This is a genomic window from Bradyrhizobium barranii subsp. apii (assembly GCF_011516635.5).
Lineage (GTDB): Bacteria > Pseudomonadota > Alphaproteobacteria > Rhizobiales > Xanthobacteraceae > Bradyrhizobium > Bradyrhizobium barranii.
Map to the genome: position 1 here is coordinate 5,034,094 of NZ_CP096255.1, position 17,742 is coordinate 5,051,835.

Below are 17,742 nucleotides of genomic sequence, written 5' to 3' on the forward strand. Positions count from 1 at the left end.
AGTCGACCTTGAAACCGATCATCCGTTTTCCTGCTATCGATCGCCGCATCCTGCTCTCGTCACTGGCCGTCCTTCCCTTGCTCTCCGCCTCACTCCGCTCCACCTCCGCGCTGGCACAGGCACGCGATCCACTCCCGTCCTTGAACGAGGGGGCGACCAAGGCTTCGATCCTCGATTTCGTCGCGCGGGTCACGACGCAAGGCGGGCCTTTCTTCGTGCCGGTCGAGCAGCGCATCGCGACCTTCGACAATGACGGCACACTATGGGTCGAGCAGCCGATGTATGTGCAACTGGCCTTCGCCCTCGACCGCGTGAAGGCCATGGCGCCAATGCATCCGGAATGGAAGACCAAGCAGCCGTTCGCGGCGGTGCTCGACAACGATCTGAAGGCGCTGGCGGCTTCCGGCGAAAAGGGATTGGTCGAGATCATCGCGGTAACTCATGCCGGCATGACGACGGCAGAGTTCGAGAAAATCGTGACCGACTGGCTCGCGACCGCGCGCGACCGTCGCTTCAAGCGCCCTTATACTGAGCTCGTCTATCAGCCGATGCTGGAACTGCTTGCCTACCTCAGGGCCAACGGCTTCAAGACCTTCATCGTGTCGGGTGGCGGCATCGAGTTCATGCGGCCCTGGACCGAGCGGATCTACGGGGTGCCGTCGGAACAGGTGGTCGGATCGTCGATCAAAACCCGATTTGAGATCAAGGACGGTGCGCCAACGCTCTTCCGGCTGCCCGACATCAATTTCATCGACGACAAGGCGGGCAAGCCGATCGGCATCAACGAGCACATTGGCCGGCGTCCGATCGCCGCCTTCGGCAACTCCGACGGCGATCTCGAAATGCTGCAATGGACGACGCTCGGCGCCAGTGGCGCGCGGTTCGGCCTGATCGTCCACCATACCGATGCGGAACGCGAATATGCCTATGACCGCGACTCGCATTTCGGGAAACTCGACGTCGCGCTCGACGCCGCGGCCGTCAACAAGTGGGCGGTCGTCGACATGAAAAAGGACTGGAAGCGCATCTTTGCCTTCGACTGACATCCTCTAAGGACCCATACGTGCCATCTGGACGGCAATAGCCAGTGGACATGGTTACCGGCAAGAGGGACCCAACGCATTCCGGACTTGCACACCGACCATCTTTGTCGCCTGCGGCACCGCGTTCGAGGCGCGGACGTCCGCTGTTAACGCAAGGAGGACATCAGCCGGCGTTCCCGAGATCTGCTGGGCGAAGGTCGGACCAATTGTGAGAGCCAGAACGGAGGTCGACCATACCAATGCGCGCATGGTGGGAGTGATGTTCATGGTCAGACTCCCTCGAATTGACTATTCGAAGCTAAACCTGCGAACAGCATGCGCCACACGCTTCAGGATGGCCGCATCGCCATCGACCACAATCACGAAGCGCCATCATGTCCGTGTAGCCCCGGTACGGGCGTGCGCCAAGAGTCTTGGCCGACCGTTGATCCAGATCAATGGAATAGTCCACCGTGAGCACAACGAAGGGTCGTTGTTATAAAGGCGGGCTTTGCCGACGGGCGCTGAGAATGTCCGGTGATCGGGACGGACCGGACGCGGCTGGCCTCGGGGTCGGTTGCTGACGAGGCGACGACGTCTTCTAAAAGCGAACATTTCCGGACTAGTGATCAAAGAAGTCTGCACGATGTCGGACCGTGAACCCATTCTCAAGCCCGTTGCGATCGCAGACCTGCGCCCGACCCAGATGACGGTCGGCATTCGGGAGGTCAAGGAGAAGCGCAAGCGCTGGCGCGACGAGAGCAAAGAGAAAGGAGCCGAGTTCTTGGGCAAGCACATGATCCCGGTCGTGCTTGGCCCGAAGGACCGCCACTACGTCATCGATCATCACCACCTGGCGCGTGCGCTCCATGAAGAAGGGGTCGAAGAGGTATTGGTTACCGTGGTGAAAAACCTCAGGACGCTGGAGCCCGATTCGTTCTGGTTCGTCTTGGACAATCAAAGCTGGATGCATTCGTACGACGACGAGGGCCGTCTGCGCCCTTACAAGGATTTGCCGAAGACCGTGGCCGGGCTTGTTGACGATCCGTTCCGCTCGTTGGCGGGCGAACTGCGGCGCGCCGGCGGGTACGCCAAGGACACGACGCCGTTCAGCGAGTTCTTGTGGGCGGATTTTTTGCGTCGCCGGGTCAAGCGCAAAACCGTAGAGACCCACTTCGAGGCCGCTCTCGAGCAAGCCCTGGAATTGTCTAAAAACGAGGAGGCGAGCTACCTGCCCGGCTGGTGTGGTCCCGTCTTGGAGGATTGAAGGCATGCCTATCCCGCTCGAAAAATCCGCAAGCGCGCCGAAGACCTGAGGAGCCGTGCTGGCCCGGTGCGAGAGGCTAACGGACAGCGGCATCGACTAGAGGAAAGAGCAGCTCATGGCGCAAACAGAGGCCGACAGAACGCTGAGCCATCTGGATCACGAGCTTGTCGCGTCGCTAAACGACTTCCACGATCCGAACCAAGAGTGGCGCCGCCTCTTCTCGGAGCTGCTCGGAACGTTCTTCCTCGTCCTCGTGGCCGCCGGTGGCGGCATGATGGGGCAGGCCTTTCCCGGCACGATCAGCCGTGCCGCTGCGGTCGTCGCACCCGGTCTGATGGTGATGGCGATCATCCTCTTCATGGGCAAAGTGTCCGGCGCTCATCTCAATCCCGCGGTCAGTATCGCGTTCTCGGTGCGTGGCGACTTCCCGTGGCGTCGCGTACCGGGATATATCGTCGTGCAGTTGATCGGGGCGACGCTCGCGGCACTGTTCCTGCACGCCGTGATCAACGTGTCGGCCAGCTACGGGTCGAACTATCCCGCGTCGGGATACTCCGCGTCCGATGCGTTCCTGATGGAGGCCGTGCTGACCCTCGGTCTCGTCAGCGTCATTCTCGGCACGGCGTCAGGCGCTCAGAACATCGGGATCATCGGCGCGATCGGCGTCGGCGCGTACATTGCGCTCGCCGGGCTGTGGGGGAGCCCTATCTCGGGAGCGTCGATGAACCCAGCGCGCACGTTCGGCCCGAACTTGATCGCGACCGACTTCACGAGCTACTGGGTGTATGTCGCAGGTCCACTCGTGGGTGCAGTTCTCGCAGTGGGTGCAGCATGGGTGCTCCGCGGTGCCGGCGGCGGCCGCGCGGGCTCAGGTGCGGCACAGGGGAGCCTTTTCACCGAAGTCGAGCACCCGGAGAAAGGGTGAGGCGCAGGCATAATGGGTCATGAACTCTCGCTGTTCGTGGGTACGTTCGCGACCTTGCTCGCGATAATAAATCCGTTCGAGGTCCTGCCGGTCTATCTGAAGATGCTGGAAGGCAAGGACGCCGCCACACATCGCAAGGTGGCATGGAAAGCTTGCCTCTATGCGCTGCTTCTATCTCTCTTTTTCTTGATCTTCGGAACGCTGATCCTACGCTTGTTCGGCGTGCCGCTGAGCATGGTCCGCATCGTCGGCGGGATCATCCGTAAGCGTAGCTCTGCGGCCCTTTTGAATGGCGCTTGACGCCTATTTTGTTCGCGTGGCGCGTCGCCGCGGCTTCCTTGTGTCGGACAACGCGTTGACGGCGGCTTCGAGTGCCTTCCGGTCGACGACGTTGGGATCGAACCGCTCCGGGCCCCAGAGGCGCATGTGTCCGTGCTCGGGATGGGCGGGGTCGCTGATGGCGGCGAGGTATTCGGCATAGCCTGGCGCACCGCCGACGTCTTCCGGAGGACAACGACCGGCGGCCTCGAGCAGGAAGGGAAGCCCCTCCGTCGTGGTGTTCTCGAACCATTTTTCGAGCTTGATCACATGGTCCCAGCTGTCGCCGAAGTCATAGAGATAGTGGATCGTCTTGGCGCCGGTCTCGCGAACGATATCGCACAGCCGCGCTTTGCGGGCATCCATGGGCTGGTGACCGTAATCATTGTCGGGGTCGGGAATCCCCCAATGTGCCTCACCAGCAAAGAACTCGAAGAGGTGACTGTTCGTCCAGCCGAATGCCTCCTGAAGCGTCAGATGCAGCCGATCAAGGCGCAGGGTGACGGGTACGACAAGGCGACGCATCACCTCCGGCTTCACATCCTTGAGGGTCACCTTGATCCGGACCGCGGTCGTGTTCAGGCTCATGCCGCCAGCCTCGGATCGCGTGTATGCATCGTATAGGTCGACGCCCAGGGAAGCAGTTCGTCCAGTCGCGCTGCAGGCCAACCATTGACGAGCTTGGCGAGAACGTCAGCGAGCCAGTGCTCGGCACTGACGCCATTGAGCTTACAGGTCTCAATGAGCGAAGCCAGCAATGCCCAATTCCCGGCGCCTTCGTCGCAACCGGCAAAAAGAGAGTTCTTGGCGTTGAGCTTGATCGGTCGCATCGCACGCTCGACAGCATTCGTGTCCATTTCGATGCGCCCATCATCAAGATAGAGCGTCAGGCCGTCCCAATGACGTAGTGCATAGCGCAAAGCCTTCGCCGTGTCGCTCTTCTGCGCAAGGTGATCGAGCTTGGCCTCAAACCACTGCTTCAAGGCTGCAACCAGAGGCCGGGTATGCGCTTGTCGGCCAGCACGGCGCTCGTCCGCAGATCGGCCGCGGAGGGCCTTCTCGACCGCGTAAAGCTGGGCGATGCGCTCAAGAGCCTCGCGGGCAACCGGAGCTGGCGCAGGCGCAGCCTCCCGCTCGATCTTCACAAACTGGCGCCGCAGATGCGACCAGCAGAAGGCGAGCGTCCCGGACAGGGCGTCCGCACGCGTCTCTCGGGTCATGGTCTTGTAAGCCTGATAGCCGTCGCAGTGGATGATGCCGCGATAGCCCTCCAGCAGCCGCAAGCCATGAACGGCGCCGCGGCCCGGTGCATAGGCATAGACTACCCCAGGCGGATCAGGTCCGGCCCAAGGCCTGTCATCGCGTGACAGCGCCCAGAAGTAGCCGGTTTTTGTTCTGCCGCGCCCCGGATCCAGCACCGGCGCCGGGGTCTCATCGACACAGAGCTTCGAGGAGGCGAGCAGAAGCTGGCGCAGACGATGCCACACGGGCTTCAATTCCTGGGCGGCATAGCCGACCCAGAAGGCGAGCGTGGAACGATCCAGCGCTATTCCGTGCGTCGCCAGCATCTGCGCCTGGCGGTAAAGCGGCAAATGCCAGTGATACTTGGCATCGATCACATGCGCGACCAGCCGCTCGGTGGGCAATCCTCCCCTGATCAATCGCTCGGGAGCCGCGTGCTGCAGGACGACGCCATGACAGGCGCGGCAGGCCAGCTTGGGACGGCGGGTGATGATGACGCGATACTGCGCCGGAACGACGTCGAGCCTCTGGCTCTCATCCTGACCAATCTCGAAGAGGTTGCCCTTACAAGACGGGCAGCAGCTCTCGGCCGGCATCATAGTCTCGATGACGCGCGGCAAATGCTCCGGCAGCTGACCACGGTTGGCTCTGCGCGCGGCAGCTCTCTTCTCGCCTGTTTTGGGATTGGCACGATTCTCGGCGGCTTCGAGAGCCGCAACGGCCTGATCGATATCCTCCAGAACAAGCTGCAGCTGATCAGCGTCCAGCTTTTCCGAGGACCGACCGAACTGCGCATCTTTCGCAAGCTTGAGCAACCGCTCGAGCCGGGCGCAGCGATCCAGCAGAGCCGCGGCAAAGGCACGCAACTCGGCTGGATCGCTCGGTAGCTCATCAGGCAAATCACTCATTGGCCCGAGCTTGCCATGCTTCGCGTCACGATGCAGCGATGATTTGCATTTTTACGCAAGCGCTTTCGGCTGCGGGATCCGAGGCGCGTGCATGCGCGTCCAATCCATGCCGGCCAGCAGTGCTGACAGCTGGGCCCCATTCATCCGCATCACACCGGCCACGATGGGTGGCCATTTGAAGCCGCTGCCATCGAGCCGCTTCCAGTACATCACAAGGCCGCTGCCATCCCAGACGACGATCTTCACCCGATCGGCGCGCTTCGCACGGAACACCACCGCCACGCCCTTCATCGGGTCATGGCCCAGCGTATCCTTCGCCAGCAGCGCCAAGCCCTCTGCACCCTTCCTGAAGTCCACAGGTTGCGTCGCCACGTAGATCATGAGGCTCGCCGGCATCGTCAGCATGAACGTGTCCGTCGCAGCGCAATGAACACATCGCTCAACGCAGCAAGGCCAGGCGCCCCGCGCACCTCCACGCGCGCGCCCTGGAACTCAACCGTAACAATGGCTGCTTCCGGCGAACCGGAGGGCTCTGCGGCCGCAGGCAACGCTAATTCCGACACCACCGGCACGAACGACAGCGTGTCCGCCGACGCCGGCAATACCAACTGGCCCAAACGCGCCCGGCGCCGCCAATCATGCACCTGCTGGGGCCGGCAGCCATGGCGACGAGCGACGTCTGTTACAACCGCCCCCGGTTCGAGGCTTTCCGCCGCAATCTGCGCCTTCAAATCATCCGGCCAGCGCTTTCGACCTGCGCCAGCGAACACTTCAATACGCGGTGACAACGGTCGTCTTATGTCGTCAGAATGGTCGTCCATTGTGAGCACCCTTCCAGAAGATGACTCTTCTAACGGTGCTCTCAAGACTCCGCACAAACAATCAGACGGGCCTCGGCGCTACGCTTACGATCATCCTGATGAAGATCGGCTTTGAACTATTTTCACCATCCGCTTCCGGTGGCGTGATTCCGGCCAGCGGCGCGGATCAGAGCGGTAACATAGCTTTCGTGCCGCTTGCGATGCCGCTCATGTGCGGACCAGGCGCTATCGCCACCATCCTCGGCATGACTGCCACGATTAAGCGATCATCAGCGGAACTGGCCTCTTTCATAGCGATCGTCGTGGCTATTTTCGCGACGATGGTCGTCACCTACCTGTGTCTGGCATATGCCGGGAAACTTTTCGACAAGCTCGGCGCAATGGGGATCGATGCTATCACCCGAATAGTTGGCTTCTTCGTCTCTGCGATGGGCGTTGCGCTGATCTTCGACGGTATCATCGAGGCATTGCAGACGCATGGTGTGACGATTCTGCGTTGAACTAGCTGTTGGTGGCGCCACGCAAATTCCGGGGCGATCTTGACCTCGGATGTATTCTGCCAATCGGAGATTTGTTCTGAACCGAACCGAGTCCGAGGTGGACCGTATTACGCGGCGTCGGGAAGTTGTCCGCCCACAGTACAAAGGACGCGATCATCCACTTCGGACACCGAGACACAAGTCTCGTTGCGCACCAGGTTGCCGTGTCAATTAACCGGGAACAGCAACGCGACAGTAGTTTGCATATTTCAGTGATCGTGAGCAGCGATTTCGCGCGATCATGAGCGCCGAATTCAGACGATCGTGAGCAGCCTCGCTCCGGCCGAGGCGGTGATAGGGTCAGCGTTCTGGCTGCTCGTCAAGGGTGATGGTTTTGGCGTTGCGTTTTCGCATGCTTTCGCCAGCAAGCTGGAGGCGGTGAGCGTTGTGGACGAGGCGATCCAGAATCGCGTCGCCTAGCGTGGGATCTCCGATAACTTCGTGCCATGTGTCCACAGGGAGTTGGCTGGTTACGATGGTGGAGGAGCGGCCATGGCGATCGTCAAGGATTTCCAGTAGATCGCGCCGCTCGGCAGCGGTGAGCACCGACAATCCCCAATCATCCAAAATCAGAACCTGGGCGCGGCCAAGGGTTTTGAGCAAGCGGGCATAACGTCCATCGCCCCGCGCGAGCCCCAACGCTTCGAACAATCTTGGGACGCGGTGATAGAGGACCGAGCGATTATCTCGGCAGGCCTTGTGGCCGAGGGCACAGGCTAACCAACTTTTGCCCAATCCGGTCGCCCCGGTTATGAGCAAATTCTCGTGGCGATCGATCCAGTCGCCGCTGGCGAGCTTGGCGAAGACGGCCCGGTCGATACCCCGCGGCGTGCGCAAATCGACGTCCTCCACGCAGGCATTCTGGCGGAGCGAGGCCAGCTTGAGGCGCGTGGTGAGCCGCCTGGTGTCGCGTTCCGCCGCTTCCCGGTCGACCAGCAGGCCGATGCGATCTTCGAACGGCAAGGCTTCGAGATCAGGCGATCGTCGCTGCTCCTCGAAGGCCTTGGCCATGCCGCTCAAGCCGAGCTCGATCAGGCGTTCGTGGGTGGGATGGTTGAGCATACAGGTCTCCTTGGCTTCAGTGAAAATAATCGCGGCCGCGGATGTTGCCGTGGCGCAGGGGTTGGTGTTCGGAGGGCTCGTCGAGAAAGGTACGATCCAGACCGTTCTGGAGGATGGAGCGGATCGAGGCGACGGATCGCGCCTTGATCAGAATGCCGCGCCGGCAGGCCGCTTCGACGCGCTCCGCGCTGTAGCTTTTGACCAGTGACAGAATGCCGAGGCAGGTGCGAAAGCCTTGCTCGGGATGCGGCCGGGCCGCGATCACGGCCTGGAAGAAGGCGGCGGTCGACGGACCGATCCGCTCGCCGGCGACGATCACTCCGGCGGGCGTCCATTGACCGTAGCGCCGATGGGCGCTGGGCATATGGTCGGCGATGGTGGTGTGGCCCCGCCGGTTGGGCGCGCGGGCGTGGCTGGCGATCCTGCGGCCGTTGTGGAAGATCTCGACCGTTCTGTCATCGATGCGTGCGTCGACAAGCTCACGGATGAGCCGATACGGCGCGGAATACCAGTGTCCATCGATCTCGATATGATAGTCGGGGCCGATCCGGCATCGCTTCCAGCGTGCGAAAGCGTAAGCCTGGTCCGGCAGCTTTGTAAGCTTGGGCTTGTCGAGCTCGGCGAACAGTTCGGCGCGACTGGCGCCAAAGTCGCGCATCTGCCTTGCATTGAGTTCGACGACGAGTGTTTTGATGGCTGCGTTCAGCTCCGCCAACGAAAAGAAGCGTTGGTTGCGCAGCCGCGCCAGAATCCATCGCTGGGCGACTTGCACCGCAACTTCGACCTTTTCCTTATCTTTTGGGCGCCGCGGCCGGGCTGCGAGAATGGCCGTGCCGTAATGGCTCGCCATCTCGGCATAGGTTCGGTTGAGGCCGGGATCGTGGCGGTCGGGATTGGTGACGGCGGCCTTGAGATTGTCGCAGACTACGAATGTCGGCACGCCGCCGAGGAAGGCGAAAAGATTGATGTGGACCCGGATCCAGTCGGCGAGCCCCTCGCTTGGACAGGCCTCGGCATAGGTATAGTTGGAGGCGCCCATCGCCGCGACGAACAGCTTCATCGACTGCACTTCCCCGTTTGAGGGATCGATGACGTCGATGGTGTCGCCGGCGAAATCCACGAAAACCTTCTCGCCGCCCAGATGCGTCTGCCGCATCGAAGGCCGGGCTCGCCCCTTCCAGGCCTCGTACGTCGTGCAGAACCAGGTGTAGCCGAAGCCATCGGGATGGGTGGCGCGATACTCGTCCCACAGCAGCCGACGGGTCACGTTGCGTCGGCGCAGCTCCTTGTCGACATAGCCCCAGTCGGGAACGGCCCGCTGGGGGCTCTGCGACGCAGGCCTCGGCGCCGGGAAAAGCAGCAGCTCCAGGTCCTCGTCGCTCATTCCGGCCGGCAACGGCCACTTCAGCCCGGCAGCCCCGGCTCGGCGTAGATAGCTGTGCACGGCGCCGTTGCTGATGCCCAAGGTGCGCGCGATGGCTCGCTCCGGCAAGCCTTGAACATGTTTTAAGCGGAGAACCTCTTTGATCCGGCGCATCGACAATCTCTGGGTGGGCATCGGCCTTCCTCGTTCACTGACGAGGCAGTTCCTAAGCCGGTTGAGTTGTCGGCCGAAGCGGGCTGAGTTGCTGAAAAGCTGCTCACGATCCCGCGAAATCCGTGCTCACGATCGTCTGAAATCTCTGCTCACGATCCCCTGAAATCCGTGCTCACGATCCCGCGAAACATGCAAGTAGTTCGCAGGGACCAGGCCGGAGCGCCGGTCGGACGTATCACGTTGTAATAGGCTTGAATCGATGCGTTGATCGGTTGATCACCCACTCTGAAAACCCGACCGATACCGCCGCCGACCGGCACTGTCCACCGCTCCCCCGACGCCGCGAGCCAATCCGCGGTGATGATGGGTGATGTGTTCAGGTACCAGCCGTGCGCCATGTTGTAGTTGGCGAAGGGCTGGGCGAGGAAGGCGTTGACAGGCGGTCGCAGCGGATTGCCGCCGACCGACCACTGGTTATTGAGCAATACACCGATCACCCAATGTGGCGGCGTGACCACTAACACGGCCGTTGGGCCGAACAAGAATTTACCGGTCCCGAGGATGGGATCGTTTGCGGACGGAACGGTGAAGACTGGTCCCACGCCCCAGATCAGCGGCCCGGGATGCACGGGGGACACAAACAACGATTGAGTAATGTCGCCAATCCCGTTGGTGTTGCTGTCGAAGAACGGACTTGGCTGGCTCACCAACGGAATGATGGTACGTGAGATTACGTTCCAGTCATCGTTTAAATGCATGGGCACGACGGGTTGAATGTTGAGTACTTCCTGGGTGCGATTGAATGGTCCGGTATTGAAATTGGTGTTGCTCTGAAACGGCACGCTGACCAAATCCGCGATCGGGTTTTGTGATTTCTTCTGTAGATCTTCGTCGTCCGAAGGCTCGTGGGAATGCTTCGGCGCCTCGGCCTCCGCAGGAAGGCCGCTTTCGAATTTATAATTGATGCCAGCTTTGACCATTTGAAGGTCGCGGTTCAAAGCGACCGAGGGGACGGTGGGAGAACGCCAGTTCGATAGCCCAAGATAATCGTATTCGAGTTTGACGGTCCAATGCGACTTGAAGCCGTATTCGATGCCAGCGCCCGCCAACCAGCCGGTGTTCGTGCTGGTCCCGTTCCAAGCGGCGCCGGGGAGGTTCAAAGTAGCGCTGCTGTTGACCCAGCCGCCGCCAAGCTTGGCGAATACGAGCCATCGATCATCCACGAGGCCGACACGGCCCGCCACGGTGCCGATCCAGTGCTGGTCTACAAAGGCTAATGTCGGAGCAGGAAAGACCGGATGACCGAAGCCGGCTCCATCGAACTCACCTTCGACACCAAACAGAAAGTGGCCGGCCTGGAAGTTATAGCCCGCCTGCACGCCTCCAACGAATTCGGTCAGGCCGCCATACAGATTGTTGCCGGGAATGTTCAGGCTGCCGTTGGACCATCCCCCACCGAAGTTGGCACCAACATAAAACCCTCCCCAATTGTACAATGGTGCCGCGATTGGTGCTTTGTATATCGGAGCTTTGACAGGCAGATCGGACGCAAGAGCGGGTCCGCTCAACAATCCTGCCGCGATGCAAATGAGGAAAACTCTCTGCACTGTCGCCTCCTCAAGGTCGGCCACAACTCGCAAACATATGACCAAGAAGGTCTCTGACCAATCAACTTGTTTGACCTGCATCAAGCCTAGCTTGCAATGTCGATGCAGGTGACATTTCGGCAACAACGAAATTGAGGATCTTCGTGCCGCTTCGTGTTCTTTAAGTGAACATTGTTGTCTGACTTTGCGATCGTCTCCTGTTTGAGAACGCGCTGGGCGATCTGGCAGTGAAGCATTGGAATTTGTGCCCATGGCGGTCATCAGCACCGCAATAGAAGTTTCGGCTAGCGAGGAGGTTGCTGCGTAGCCGGCTTCCCCACGCCTTGGCCGTACAGGGCCTTGGCGTAATCGCCTCTGGCGTGAGCATCGACGGCATCCTCGAATGGGCGATCGGCCACGGGTGCGGCGAAGACTGGCGCTAGAACGACGCCGACGAGCGTGAGCTTGAGGTTCATCGTCTGGCAACTTTGCTCTTGGTCACACTCGATTACCAATAAGCAGTCGTGAGGCTCAATATGCGACCTAGCAACGGCTGGCATCGCGTTGCAGCAAGAGACGCCGGCGAACGGCGATGCGAGCTTGTTTTTTTTCACTCGTTGGTGGGGGTCCGAAAATAGAATCGGTGGCACAAACTGCATACCCAACATTTCCAGCTATGAGAGGGTTGCAGTAGATCTGCCGTGGCGCCCGATCGGACTTGGGTTACCGAATGTGGCTCTTTGGTCGCAGCATTGATCTTTCTTGCGATAGATCTATCCCCGTTGAATTTTACATGATGAGCCCCGATCGCCCCGGGGGTACGCTGTCGCCGGATTGTATTCGGAGGTAACACATCTTACGAGGCACGACATGACAGTGAGCATTGCACTGGCGGCGGGGCAGAGTGAGCGATCGAAATCAGCACGTCGCCGCAGACTTGGCGTTGCTGCATTCGTCTTGACGTCCGCGATCATGGGTTTTTCCCATTGCGCGTTGGCCGATGAAGGCGGCGTCAGCTTCTGGGTCCCCGGTTTTTTTGGAAGCTTGGCGGCTACACCGCTGCAGCCGGGTTGGTCGCTGACGAATATCTACTATCACACCTCCGTATCCGCCGGCGCCGACGTCGCGCGTGCGCGTGAATTCACGCTCAATAGGGTTCCGGTCAACGGCACCCTCAATGCAAATCTGAATCTGAACGTCAACGCCACGGGCGATCTTGGCTTTGTGCTCCCGACCTATGTATTCGCGACGCCGGTGCTCGGCGGTCAGGCGTCGGTGTCCCTCCTGGGAGCCTATGGTGTCGTCGGCACCAGCTTGGCAGGGACTTTGTCCGGTGTGATCTCGGCGCCGCCGCTCGCCGCTGTTCCCTTCGCGCGGTCCGACACCATCAGCGACACCACATGGGGCTTTGGGGATGTGGCGCCGGTATTCCAATTGCGCTGGAACGCCGGCGTCCACAACTACATGACCTATATCATGGGCGACATCCCGGTTGGCGCTTACCAATCCACGCGCCTGTCGAATATAGGCATCGGACACGGCGCGATCGACGCCGGCGGCGGCTACACCTATTTCAATCCGCAGACCGGCCACGAATTCTCCGGCGTGCTCGGCTTCACCTACAATTTCAAGAACACCGCAACGCAGTATCAGAATGGCGTCGACATGCACTTCGACTGGGGTGCATCGCAATTCCTGTCGAAGCAGGTCATGGTTGGCCTCGTGGGCTATGTCTACAAGGAACTCGGCTGCGACAGCGGTTCAGGTGACCGTGTCGGCTGCTTCCAGTCCCAAGTGGTCGGCATCGGCCCCCAGATTGGATTCCTGTTTCCGGTCGGCGACATGCAGGGCTATCTCAATTTAAAGGCTTACGGTGAGTTCGCTGCGGAAAACCGGCCATCAGGCTGGAATACCTGGGTCACCTTCTCTATCTCGCCGCCCGCGCCCGGAGCACCTCCGACGACAAAGCCCATCGTTAGAAAATTCTAGCAGCTATCAAGCTGCGGCTGTCAGTTTGCTGATCATTCTTTGCAACACGCGGGCAACCGGTGGCACCTGGTCCCCGTCGAAGCTCGCTCCGGTGACCACCACCGAGGCCGTAGTGCCGGCGCGTAGCAGGCGTCGCCTTCGCGCGCGATTCCTTTGCGATCTCGCCCGCCGCGCCTGAAAGTACCGTCACGCCGACCCGGCACATGGTGACGAAGCAAGGCACGCGCCCTTGACCCCCGCCTTCGAGGAAGTGCGGCACGTAGCCGGGTGGCGATCCGACCGCTAATTCACCGTCAGCTTCACGCCGAGCCGCCCCGCAAGCTCCTGCACGAACTGCCAGGCAACGCGGCCCGAGCGGGAGCCGCGCGTCGTCGACCATTCCAGCGCCTCGCGCTCCAGCGCCTCGTCATCGACCTCAATGCCGAAATGGCTGCAATAGCCCCGCACCATGGCGAGATATTCGTCCTGGCTGCAGCGGTGGAAGCCGAGCCACAGGCCGAAGCGATCCGACAACGAGACCTTCTCCTCGACCGCTTCGCCGGGATTGATCGCGGTCGAACGTTCGTTCTCGATCATCTCGCGCGCCAGCAGATGGCGGCGGTTGGAAGTGGCGTAGAGGATGACGTTCTCGGGCCGGCCCTCGATGCCGCCTTCGAGCACCGCCTTGAGCGACTTGTAGGACGCATCATTGCCGTCGAAGGAGAGGTCGTCGCAGAACACGATGAAGTAGAAGGACGAGGCGCGCAGCTGCTCCATCAGCGCGGGCAGGCTCTCGATGTCCTCGCGGTGGATCTCGATCAGCTTCAGCTTGTCGGAGGGCTTGCGTTCCGCGTTGATGCTGGCATGCGCCGCCTTCACCAGCGACGACTTGCCCATGCCGCGCGCACCCCAGAGCAGGGCATTGTTGGCCGGCAGGCCGTTGGCGAAACGCTCGGTGTTCTCCATCAGGATGTCGCGCATCCGGTCGACGCCCTTCAGCAGGAACAGCTCGACGCGGCTGACCCGCGGCACCGCAGCGAGGCGGCCGTCGGGGTGCCAGACATAGGCGTCCGCCCGCTCGAACGATTCGCGTTCGACGGCCGGCTTGCCCTGGGCGGCGAGGTGCGCCGCGATCGTCTCCAGCGCGCGGACGATACGATCCTGGGAGAGGTCCGGGGCTGCCTTGGCGACTGCCTTGTCAACTGCCTTGGGTGTTGCCTTGGGACGTTTTGCCGCGACGCGGGCTGGCATCCTGGCAGGGGTACGGGGGCCTTTGCCGGCCGGGCTTTTGCTTGGTTTTTTGGGCATGTCCGAAGTTCCTGAGAATGCAGCCTTATCGGGCCTGAGGCCGCGCCGCAAGATGGCCAAATCGACGGTCTGGCAGCGTTGCAATTGGGGCAATGGCCGCTATAGTCCGCGCGAATTTGACCGAACCGGTCGCCTTTGAGGGCCTGACCGGTTTTCCCCCGTTTCCACGAGGATCGTCCGAATGTTCATTACCCCTGCGTATGCCCAGGCCGCGGGCGCCGGCGACACCAACAGCATGTTGATGTCGCTGCTGCCGTTCGCCCTGATCTTCGTGATTATGTACTTCCTGATTCTGCGCCCGCAGCAGAAGAAGGTGCGCGACCATGCCGACCTCGTGAAGAACATCCGCCGCGGCGACACCGTCGTGACCTCGGGCGGCCTCGTCGGCAAGGTCACCAAGGTCGTCGACGACGACCAGATCGAGTTCGAGATTTCCGACGGCGTGCGCGTGCGGCAGATGCGCCAGATGATCTCGGGCGTGCGCGCGAAGGGCGAGCCGGCGAAGGAATCCAAGGATAGCAAGGAAGCCGCCAAGGACGACGCCGCGTCGAAGTGAGCGCTTCCGCGAGCATCCCAATCTCCTGATCTGACAGGTCCAGTCGATGTTGTATTTCACGCGGTGGAAGGCGCTCGGGATTATCCTGACGGCGCTGATCGTGTGCCTCTGCGCGGTGCCGAACTTCTTCCCTGAAGCGCAGGTCAAGACCTGGCCCGCCTGGGCGCAGCGCCGGCTCGTGCTCGGCCTCGATCTCCAGGGGGGCTCCTATCTGCTGCTCGAGGTCGATTCGAGCTATGTGAAGAAGGAGAGGCTGGACCAGGTCCGCGACGACGTCCGCCGGACGCTGCGCGATGCCAAGATCGGATTCACCGGCGGCGTGACCGTGCGCAACGACGCGGCCGAGGTTCGCATCACCAAGGAATCCGACGTGCAGCCGGCGCTCGCCAAGCTGCGCGAGCTGTCCCAGCCACTGGGCGGACTGATGGGATCCAGCGGTCAGCGCGACCTTGAGGTGACCGATGCCGGCGGCGGCGTGATCCGCCTGGCGATTCCGCAGGCTGCGATGCTCGACCGCATGCGCAAGACCATCGAGCAGTCGATCCAGATCGTCGAGCGCCGCGTCAACGAGCTCGGCACCGTCGAACCGGTCATCCAGCGCCAGGGCAACGACCGCATTCTGGTGCAGGTCCCCGGACTTCAGGATCCGACCCGCCTGAAGGAATTGCTCGGCAAGACCGCGAAGATGGAATTCCGCATGGTCGATGCGTCCGTGCCGCCGGATCAGGCTCAGCAGGGCAGGTTGCCGCCGGAATCCGAGCTGCTGATGAGCGCCTCGCCGCCGCCCACGCCCTATGTGGTCAAGAAGCAGGTGCTGGTCGCCGGTGGCGACCTGACCGACGCCCAGGCGAGCTTCGATCAGCGGACGGGTGAGCCGGTCGTCAGCTTCAAGTTCAACACCTCGGGCGCGCGCAAGTTCGCGCAGGCCACGCAGGAAAACGTCGGGCTGCCCTTCGCGATCGTGCTCGACAACAAGGTGATCTCGGCGCCCGTCATCCGCGAGCCCATCACCGGTGGTCAGGGCCAGATCTCCGGCAATTTCACGGTGCAATCGGCCAACGATCTCGCGATCCTGTTGCGCGCCGGCGCGCTTCCGGCCCCGCTCACGGTGGTCGAGGAGCGCACCGTCGGTCCGGGCCTCGGCCAGGACTCGATCGAGAAGGGTGAGCTTGCGGCTTACGTCGGCTCGATCCTCGTCATCATCTTCATGCTGCTGACCTACCGGCTGTTCGGCGTGTTCGCGAACATCGCGGTGGCGATCAACGTCGCCATGATCTTCGGCCTGTTGTCGCTGCTCAACGCCACGCTGACGCTGCCCGGCATCGCCGGCATCGTGCTCACCGTCGGCATCGCGGTCGACTCCAACGTGCTGATCTACGAGCGCATCCGTGAGGAGCTGCGGGGTGGCCGCAATGCGATTTCGGCGATCGACGCCGGATTCAAGCGGGCGCTTGCGACCATCCTCGATTCCAACATCACCACTTTCATTGCCGCCGCCGTGCTGTTCTACATCGGCACCGGCCCGGTGCGCGGCTTTGCCGTGACGCTCGGCATCGGCATCATCACCACGGTGTTCACCGCCTTCACGCTGACCCGGCTGATCGTAGCCTGGTGGGTGCGGTGGAAGCGGCCGCAGAGCGTGCCGATCTAGGAGCTAAGACCGTGACTCACTACGTTCTCATCGGGCTTGGCATTCTCATTGCCGTTCTCACCGTGGTCGCAGCGCTCGGGCTGCTGCCGTCGCTGCGCATCGTCCCGGACGATACGCATTTCGACTTCACGCGCTTCCGCCGGATCAGCTTCCCGATCTCGGCGGCGCTGTCGATCGTCGCGATCACGCTGTTCTTCACCCATGGCCTGAATTTCGGCATCGACTTCCGCGGCGGCACGCTGCTGGAAGTGCAGGCCAAGTCCGGCGCCGCCGACATCGCCGCGATGCGGACGACGCTCGATGCCTTGCATCTCGGCGAAGTCCAGTTGCAGCAGTTCGGCGGCCCCGAGAACGTCCTGATCCGCGTCGCGGAGCAGCCGGGCGGCGACGCTGCCCAGCAGGAAGCCGTGCAGAAGGTGCGCGGCGCGCTCGGCGATTCCGTCGAATATCGCCGCGTCGAGGTGGTGGGACCGCGCGTGTCCGGCGAGCTGCTGGCCTACGGCATGCTCGGCCTGATGCTCGCGATCGTCTCGATCCTGATCTACCTCTGGTTCCGCTTCGAATGGCAGTTCGCGCTCGGCGCCATGATCGCTAACGTGCACGACATCGTGCTGACGATCGGCTTCATGTCGATCAGCCAGGTCGATTTCGACCTGACCAGCATCGCGGCCCTTCTGACCATTCTGGGCTATTCGCTCAACGACACCGTCGTCATCTACGACCGTATCCGCGAAATGCTGCGCCGCTACAAGAAGATGCCGATGCCGCAGCTGCTCAACGAGTCGATCAATTCGACCCTGTCGCGTTCGATCATCACCCACTTCACCGTGACGTTGGCGCTGCTGGCTCTGCTGCTGTTCGGCGGCCATGCCATCCACAGCTTCACCGCGGTGATGATGTTCGGCGTGGTGCTGGTCGGCACCTATACCTCGATCTTCATCGCGGCCCCGATCCTGATCTATCTCGGCGTCGGCGAGCATCGCGAAGATGCGCCCGATACGGCTACGCCGGCGAAGAAAAACAAGGCATGAT

Annotated in this window: 17 protein-coding genes; 9 read left to right on the top strand and 8 right to left on the bottom strand. The window is 61.7% G+C overall.

All coding sequences use genetic code 11. The features are described 5' to 3' along the window. Positions 1–62 precede the first annotated feature (62 nt). The 4 genes from HAP41_RS23880 to HAP41_RS23895 all read left to right on the top strand — a co-directional run bounded on the left by HAP41_RS23880 (position 63) and on the right by HAP41_RS23895 (position 3,514). Positions 63–1,043: an HAD family hydrolase gene (locus HAP41_RS23880; RefSeq protein WP_414643295.1), complete on the top strand. Its 981-nt coding sequence runs from the start codon at positions 63–65 to the stop codon at positions 1,041–1,043. Positions 1,044–1,668: 625 nt separating this feature from the next. After that, positions 1,669–2,289, top strand: coding sequence for a ParB-like protein (locus tag HAP41_RS23885; protein WP_071913628.1), 621 nt, complete (start codon positions 1,669–1,671; stop codon positions 2,287–2,289). Positions 2,290–2,404: 115 nt separating this feature from the next. Further along, positions 2,405–3,214, top strand: coding sequence for an MIP/aquaporin family protein (locus HAP41_RS23890; protein ID WP_071917433.1), 810 nt, complete (start codon positions 2,405–2,407; stop codon positions 3,212–3,214). 12 nt (positions 3,215–3,226) lie between these two features. Further along, positions 3,227–3,514 (top strand): MarC family protein, encoded by a 288-nt coding sequence (locus HAP41_RS23895; RefSeq protein ID WP_166096758.1) that lies wholly within the window; start codon positions 3,227–3,229, stop codon positions 3,512–3,514. 3 nt (positions 3,515–3,517) lie between these two features. Here HAP41_RS23895 and HAP41_RS23900 read toward each other — a convergent pair whose 3' ends face one another. Genes HAP41_RS23900 through tnpA form a run of 4 tightly spaced genes read right to left on the bottom strand, consistent with a single transcriptional unit; the run spans position 3,518 to position 6,503 of the window. After that, complete coding sequence (locus tag HAP41_RS23900) at positions 3,518–4,120, bottom strand: plasmid pRiA4b ORF-3 family protein (protein WP_166055583.1); 603 nt, start codon at positions 4,118–4,120, stop codon at positions 3,518–3,520. After that, complete coding sequence (gene tnpC, locus HAP41_RS23905) at positions 4,117–5,682, bottom strand: IS66 family transposase (RefSeq protein ID WP_166055670.1); 1,566 nt, start codon at positions 5,680–5,682, stop codon at positions 4,117–4,119. Before tnpC ends, HAP41_RS23900 begins: the two co-directional genes overlap by 4 nt. Positions 5,683–5,733: 51 nt before the next feature. Beyond that, positions 5,734–6,087 (bottom strand): IS66 family insertion sequence element accessory protein TnpB, encoded by a 354-nt coding sequence (gene tnpB, locus HAP41_RS23910; RefSeq protein WP_166065968.1) that lies wholly within the window; start codon positions 6,085–6,087, stop codon positions 5,734–5,736. Continuing rightward, positions 6,081–6,503, bottom strand: a complete 423-nt coding sequence (gene tnpA, locus HAP41_RS23915; protein ID WP_166055731.1) for an IS66-like element accessory protein TnpA — start codon at positions 6,501–6,503, stop codon at positions 6,081–6,083. The genes tnpB and tnpA overlap by 7 nt, the downstream gene beginning before the upstream one ends. A 98-nt stretch (positions 6,504–6,601) precedes the next feature. Here tnpA and HAP41_RS23920 point away from each other — a divergent pair, with 98 nt between their 5' ends. Then, positions 6,602–7,003: a MarC family protein gene (locus HAP41_RS23920; RefSeq protein WP_248577109.1), complete on the top strand. Its 402-nt coding sequence runs from the start codon at positions 6,602–6,604 to the stop codon at positions 7,001–7,003. A gap of 339 nt (positions 7,004–7,342) precedes the next feature. Here the strand turns inward: HAP41_RS23920 and istB are convergent, their stop codons facing one another. From istB to HAP41_RS23935, 3 genes are all read right to left on the bottom strand, one after another. Further along, positions 7,343–8,104 (bottom strand): IS21-like element helper ATPase IstB, encoded by a 762-nt coding sequence (istB, locus tag HAP41_RS23925; protein ID WP_166063422.1) that lies wholly within the window; start codon positions 8,102–8,104, stop codon positions 7,343–7,345. 16 nt (positions 8,105–8,120) lie between these two features. Beyond that, on the bottom strand, positions 8,121–9,662 hold the full coding sequence (gene istA / locus HAP41_RS23930; RefSeq protein WP_166096740.1) for an IS21 family transposase: 1,542 nt from the start codon (positions 9,660–9,662) through the stop codon (positions 8,121–8,123). A 128-nt stretch (positions 9,663–9,790) separates the two neighbouring features. Then, positions 9,791–11,248, bottom strand: a complete 1,458-nt coding sequence (locus tag HAP41_RS23935; protein ID WP_224580759.1) for an outer membrane protein — start codon at positions 11,246–11,248, stop codon at positions 9,791–9,793. Between the two features lie 951 nt (positions 11,249–12,199). Here HAP41_RS23935 and HAP41_RS23940 point away from each other — a divergent pair. Beyond that, the gene (locus HAP41_RS23940; protein ID WP_166105819.1) at positions 12,200–13,216 is read left to right on the top strand and encodes a SphA family protein; all 1,017 of its coding nucleotides are present in this window, start codon (positions 12,200–12,202) and stop codon (positions 13,214–13,216) included. A 282-nt stretch (positions 13,217–13,498) separates the two neighbouring features. Here the strand turns inward: HAP41_RS23940 and HAP41_RS23945 are convergent, their stop codons facing one another. Further along, on the bottom strand, positions 13,499–14,503 hold the full coding sequence (locus HAP41_RS23945; RefSeq protein WP_166096733.1) for an ATP-binding protein: 1,005 nt from the start codon (positions 14,501–14,503) through the stop codon (positions 13,499–13,501). A 181-nt stretch (positions 14,504–14,684) separates the two neighbouring features. Between HAP41_RS23945 and yajC the strand changes: the two genes are divergently transcribed. From yajC to secF, 3 genes are read left to right on the top strand one after another with little or no spacing between them, the layout of a single operon-like run. Further along, positions 14,685–15,059, top strand: coding sequence for a preprotein translocase subunit YajC (yajC, locus tag HAP41_RS23950; protein ID WP_071913636.1), 375 nt, complete (start codon positions 14,685–14,687; stop codon positions 15,057–15,059). A 46-nt stretch (positions 15,060–15,105) separates the two neighbouring features. Further along, positions 15,106–16,710 carry a protein translocase subunit SecD gene (secD, locus tag HAP41_RS23955; protein WP_071913639.1) on the top strand — a complete coding sequence of 535 codons (1,605 nt, stop codon included), beginning with the start codon at positions 15,106–15,108 and terminating at the stop codon, positions 16,708–16,710. Positions 16,711–16,721: 11 nt separating this feature from the next. Continuing rightward, positions 16,722–17,741, top strand: coding sequence for a protein translocase subunit SecF (secF, locus tag HAP41_RS23960; protein WP_028152341.1), 1,020 nt, complete (start codon positions 16,722–16,724; stop codon positions 17,739–17,741). Position 17,742 lies beyond the last annotated feature (1 nt).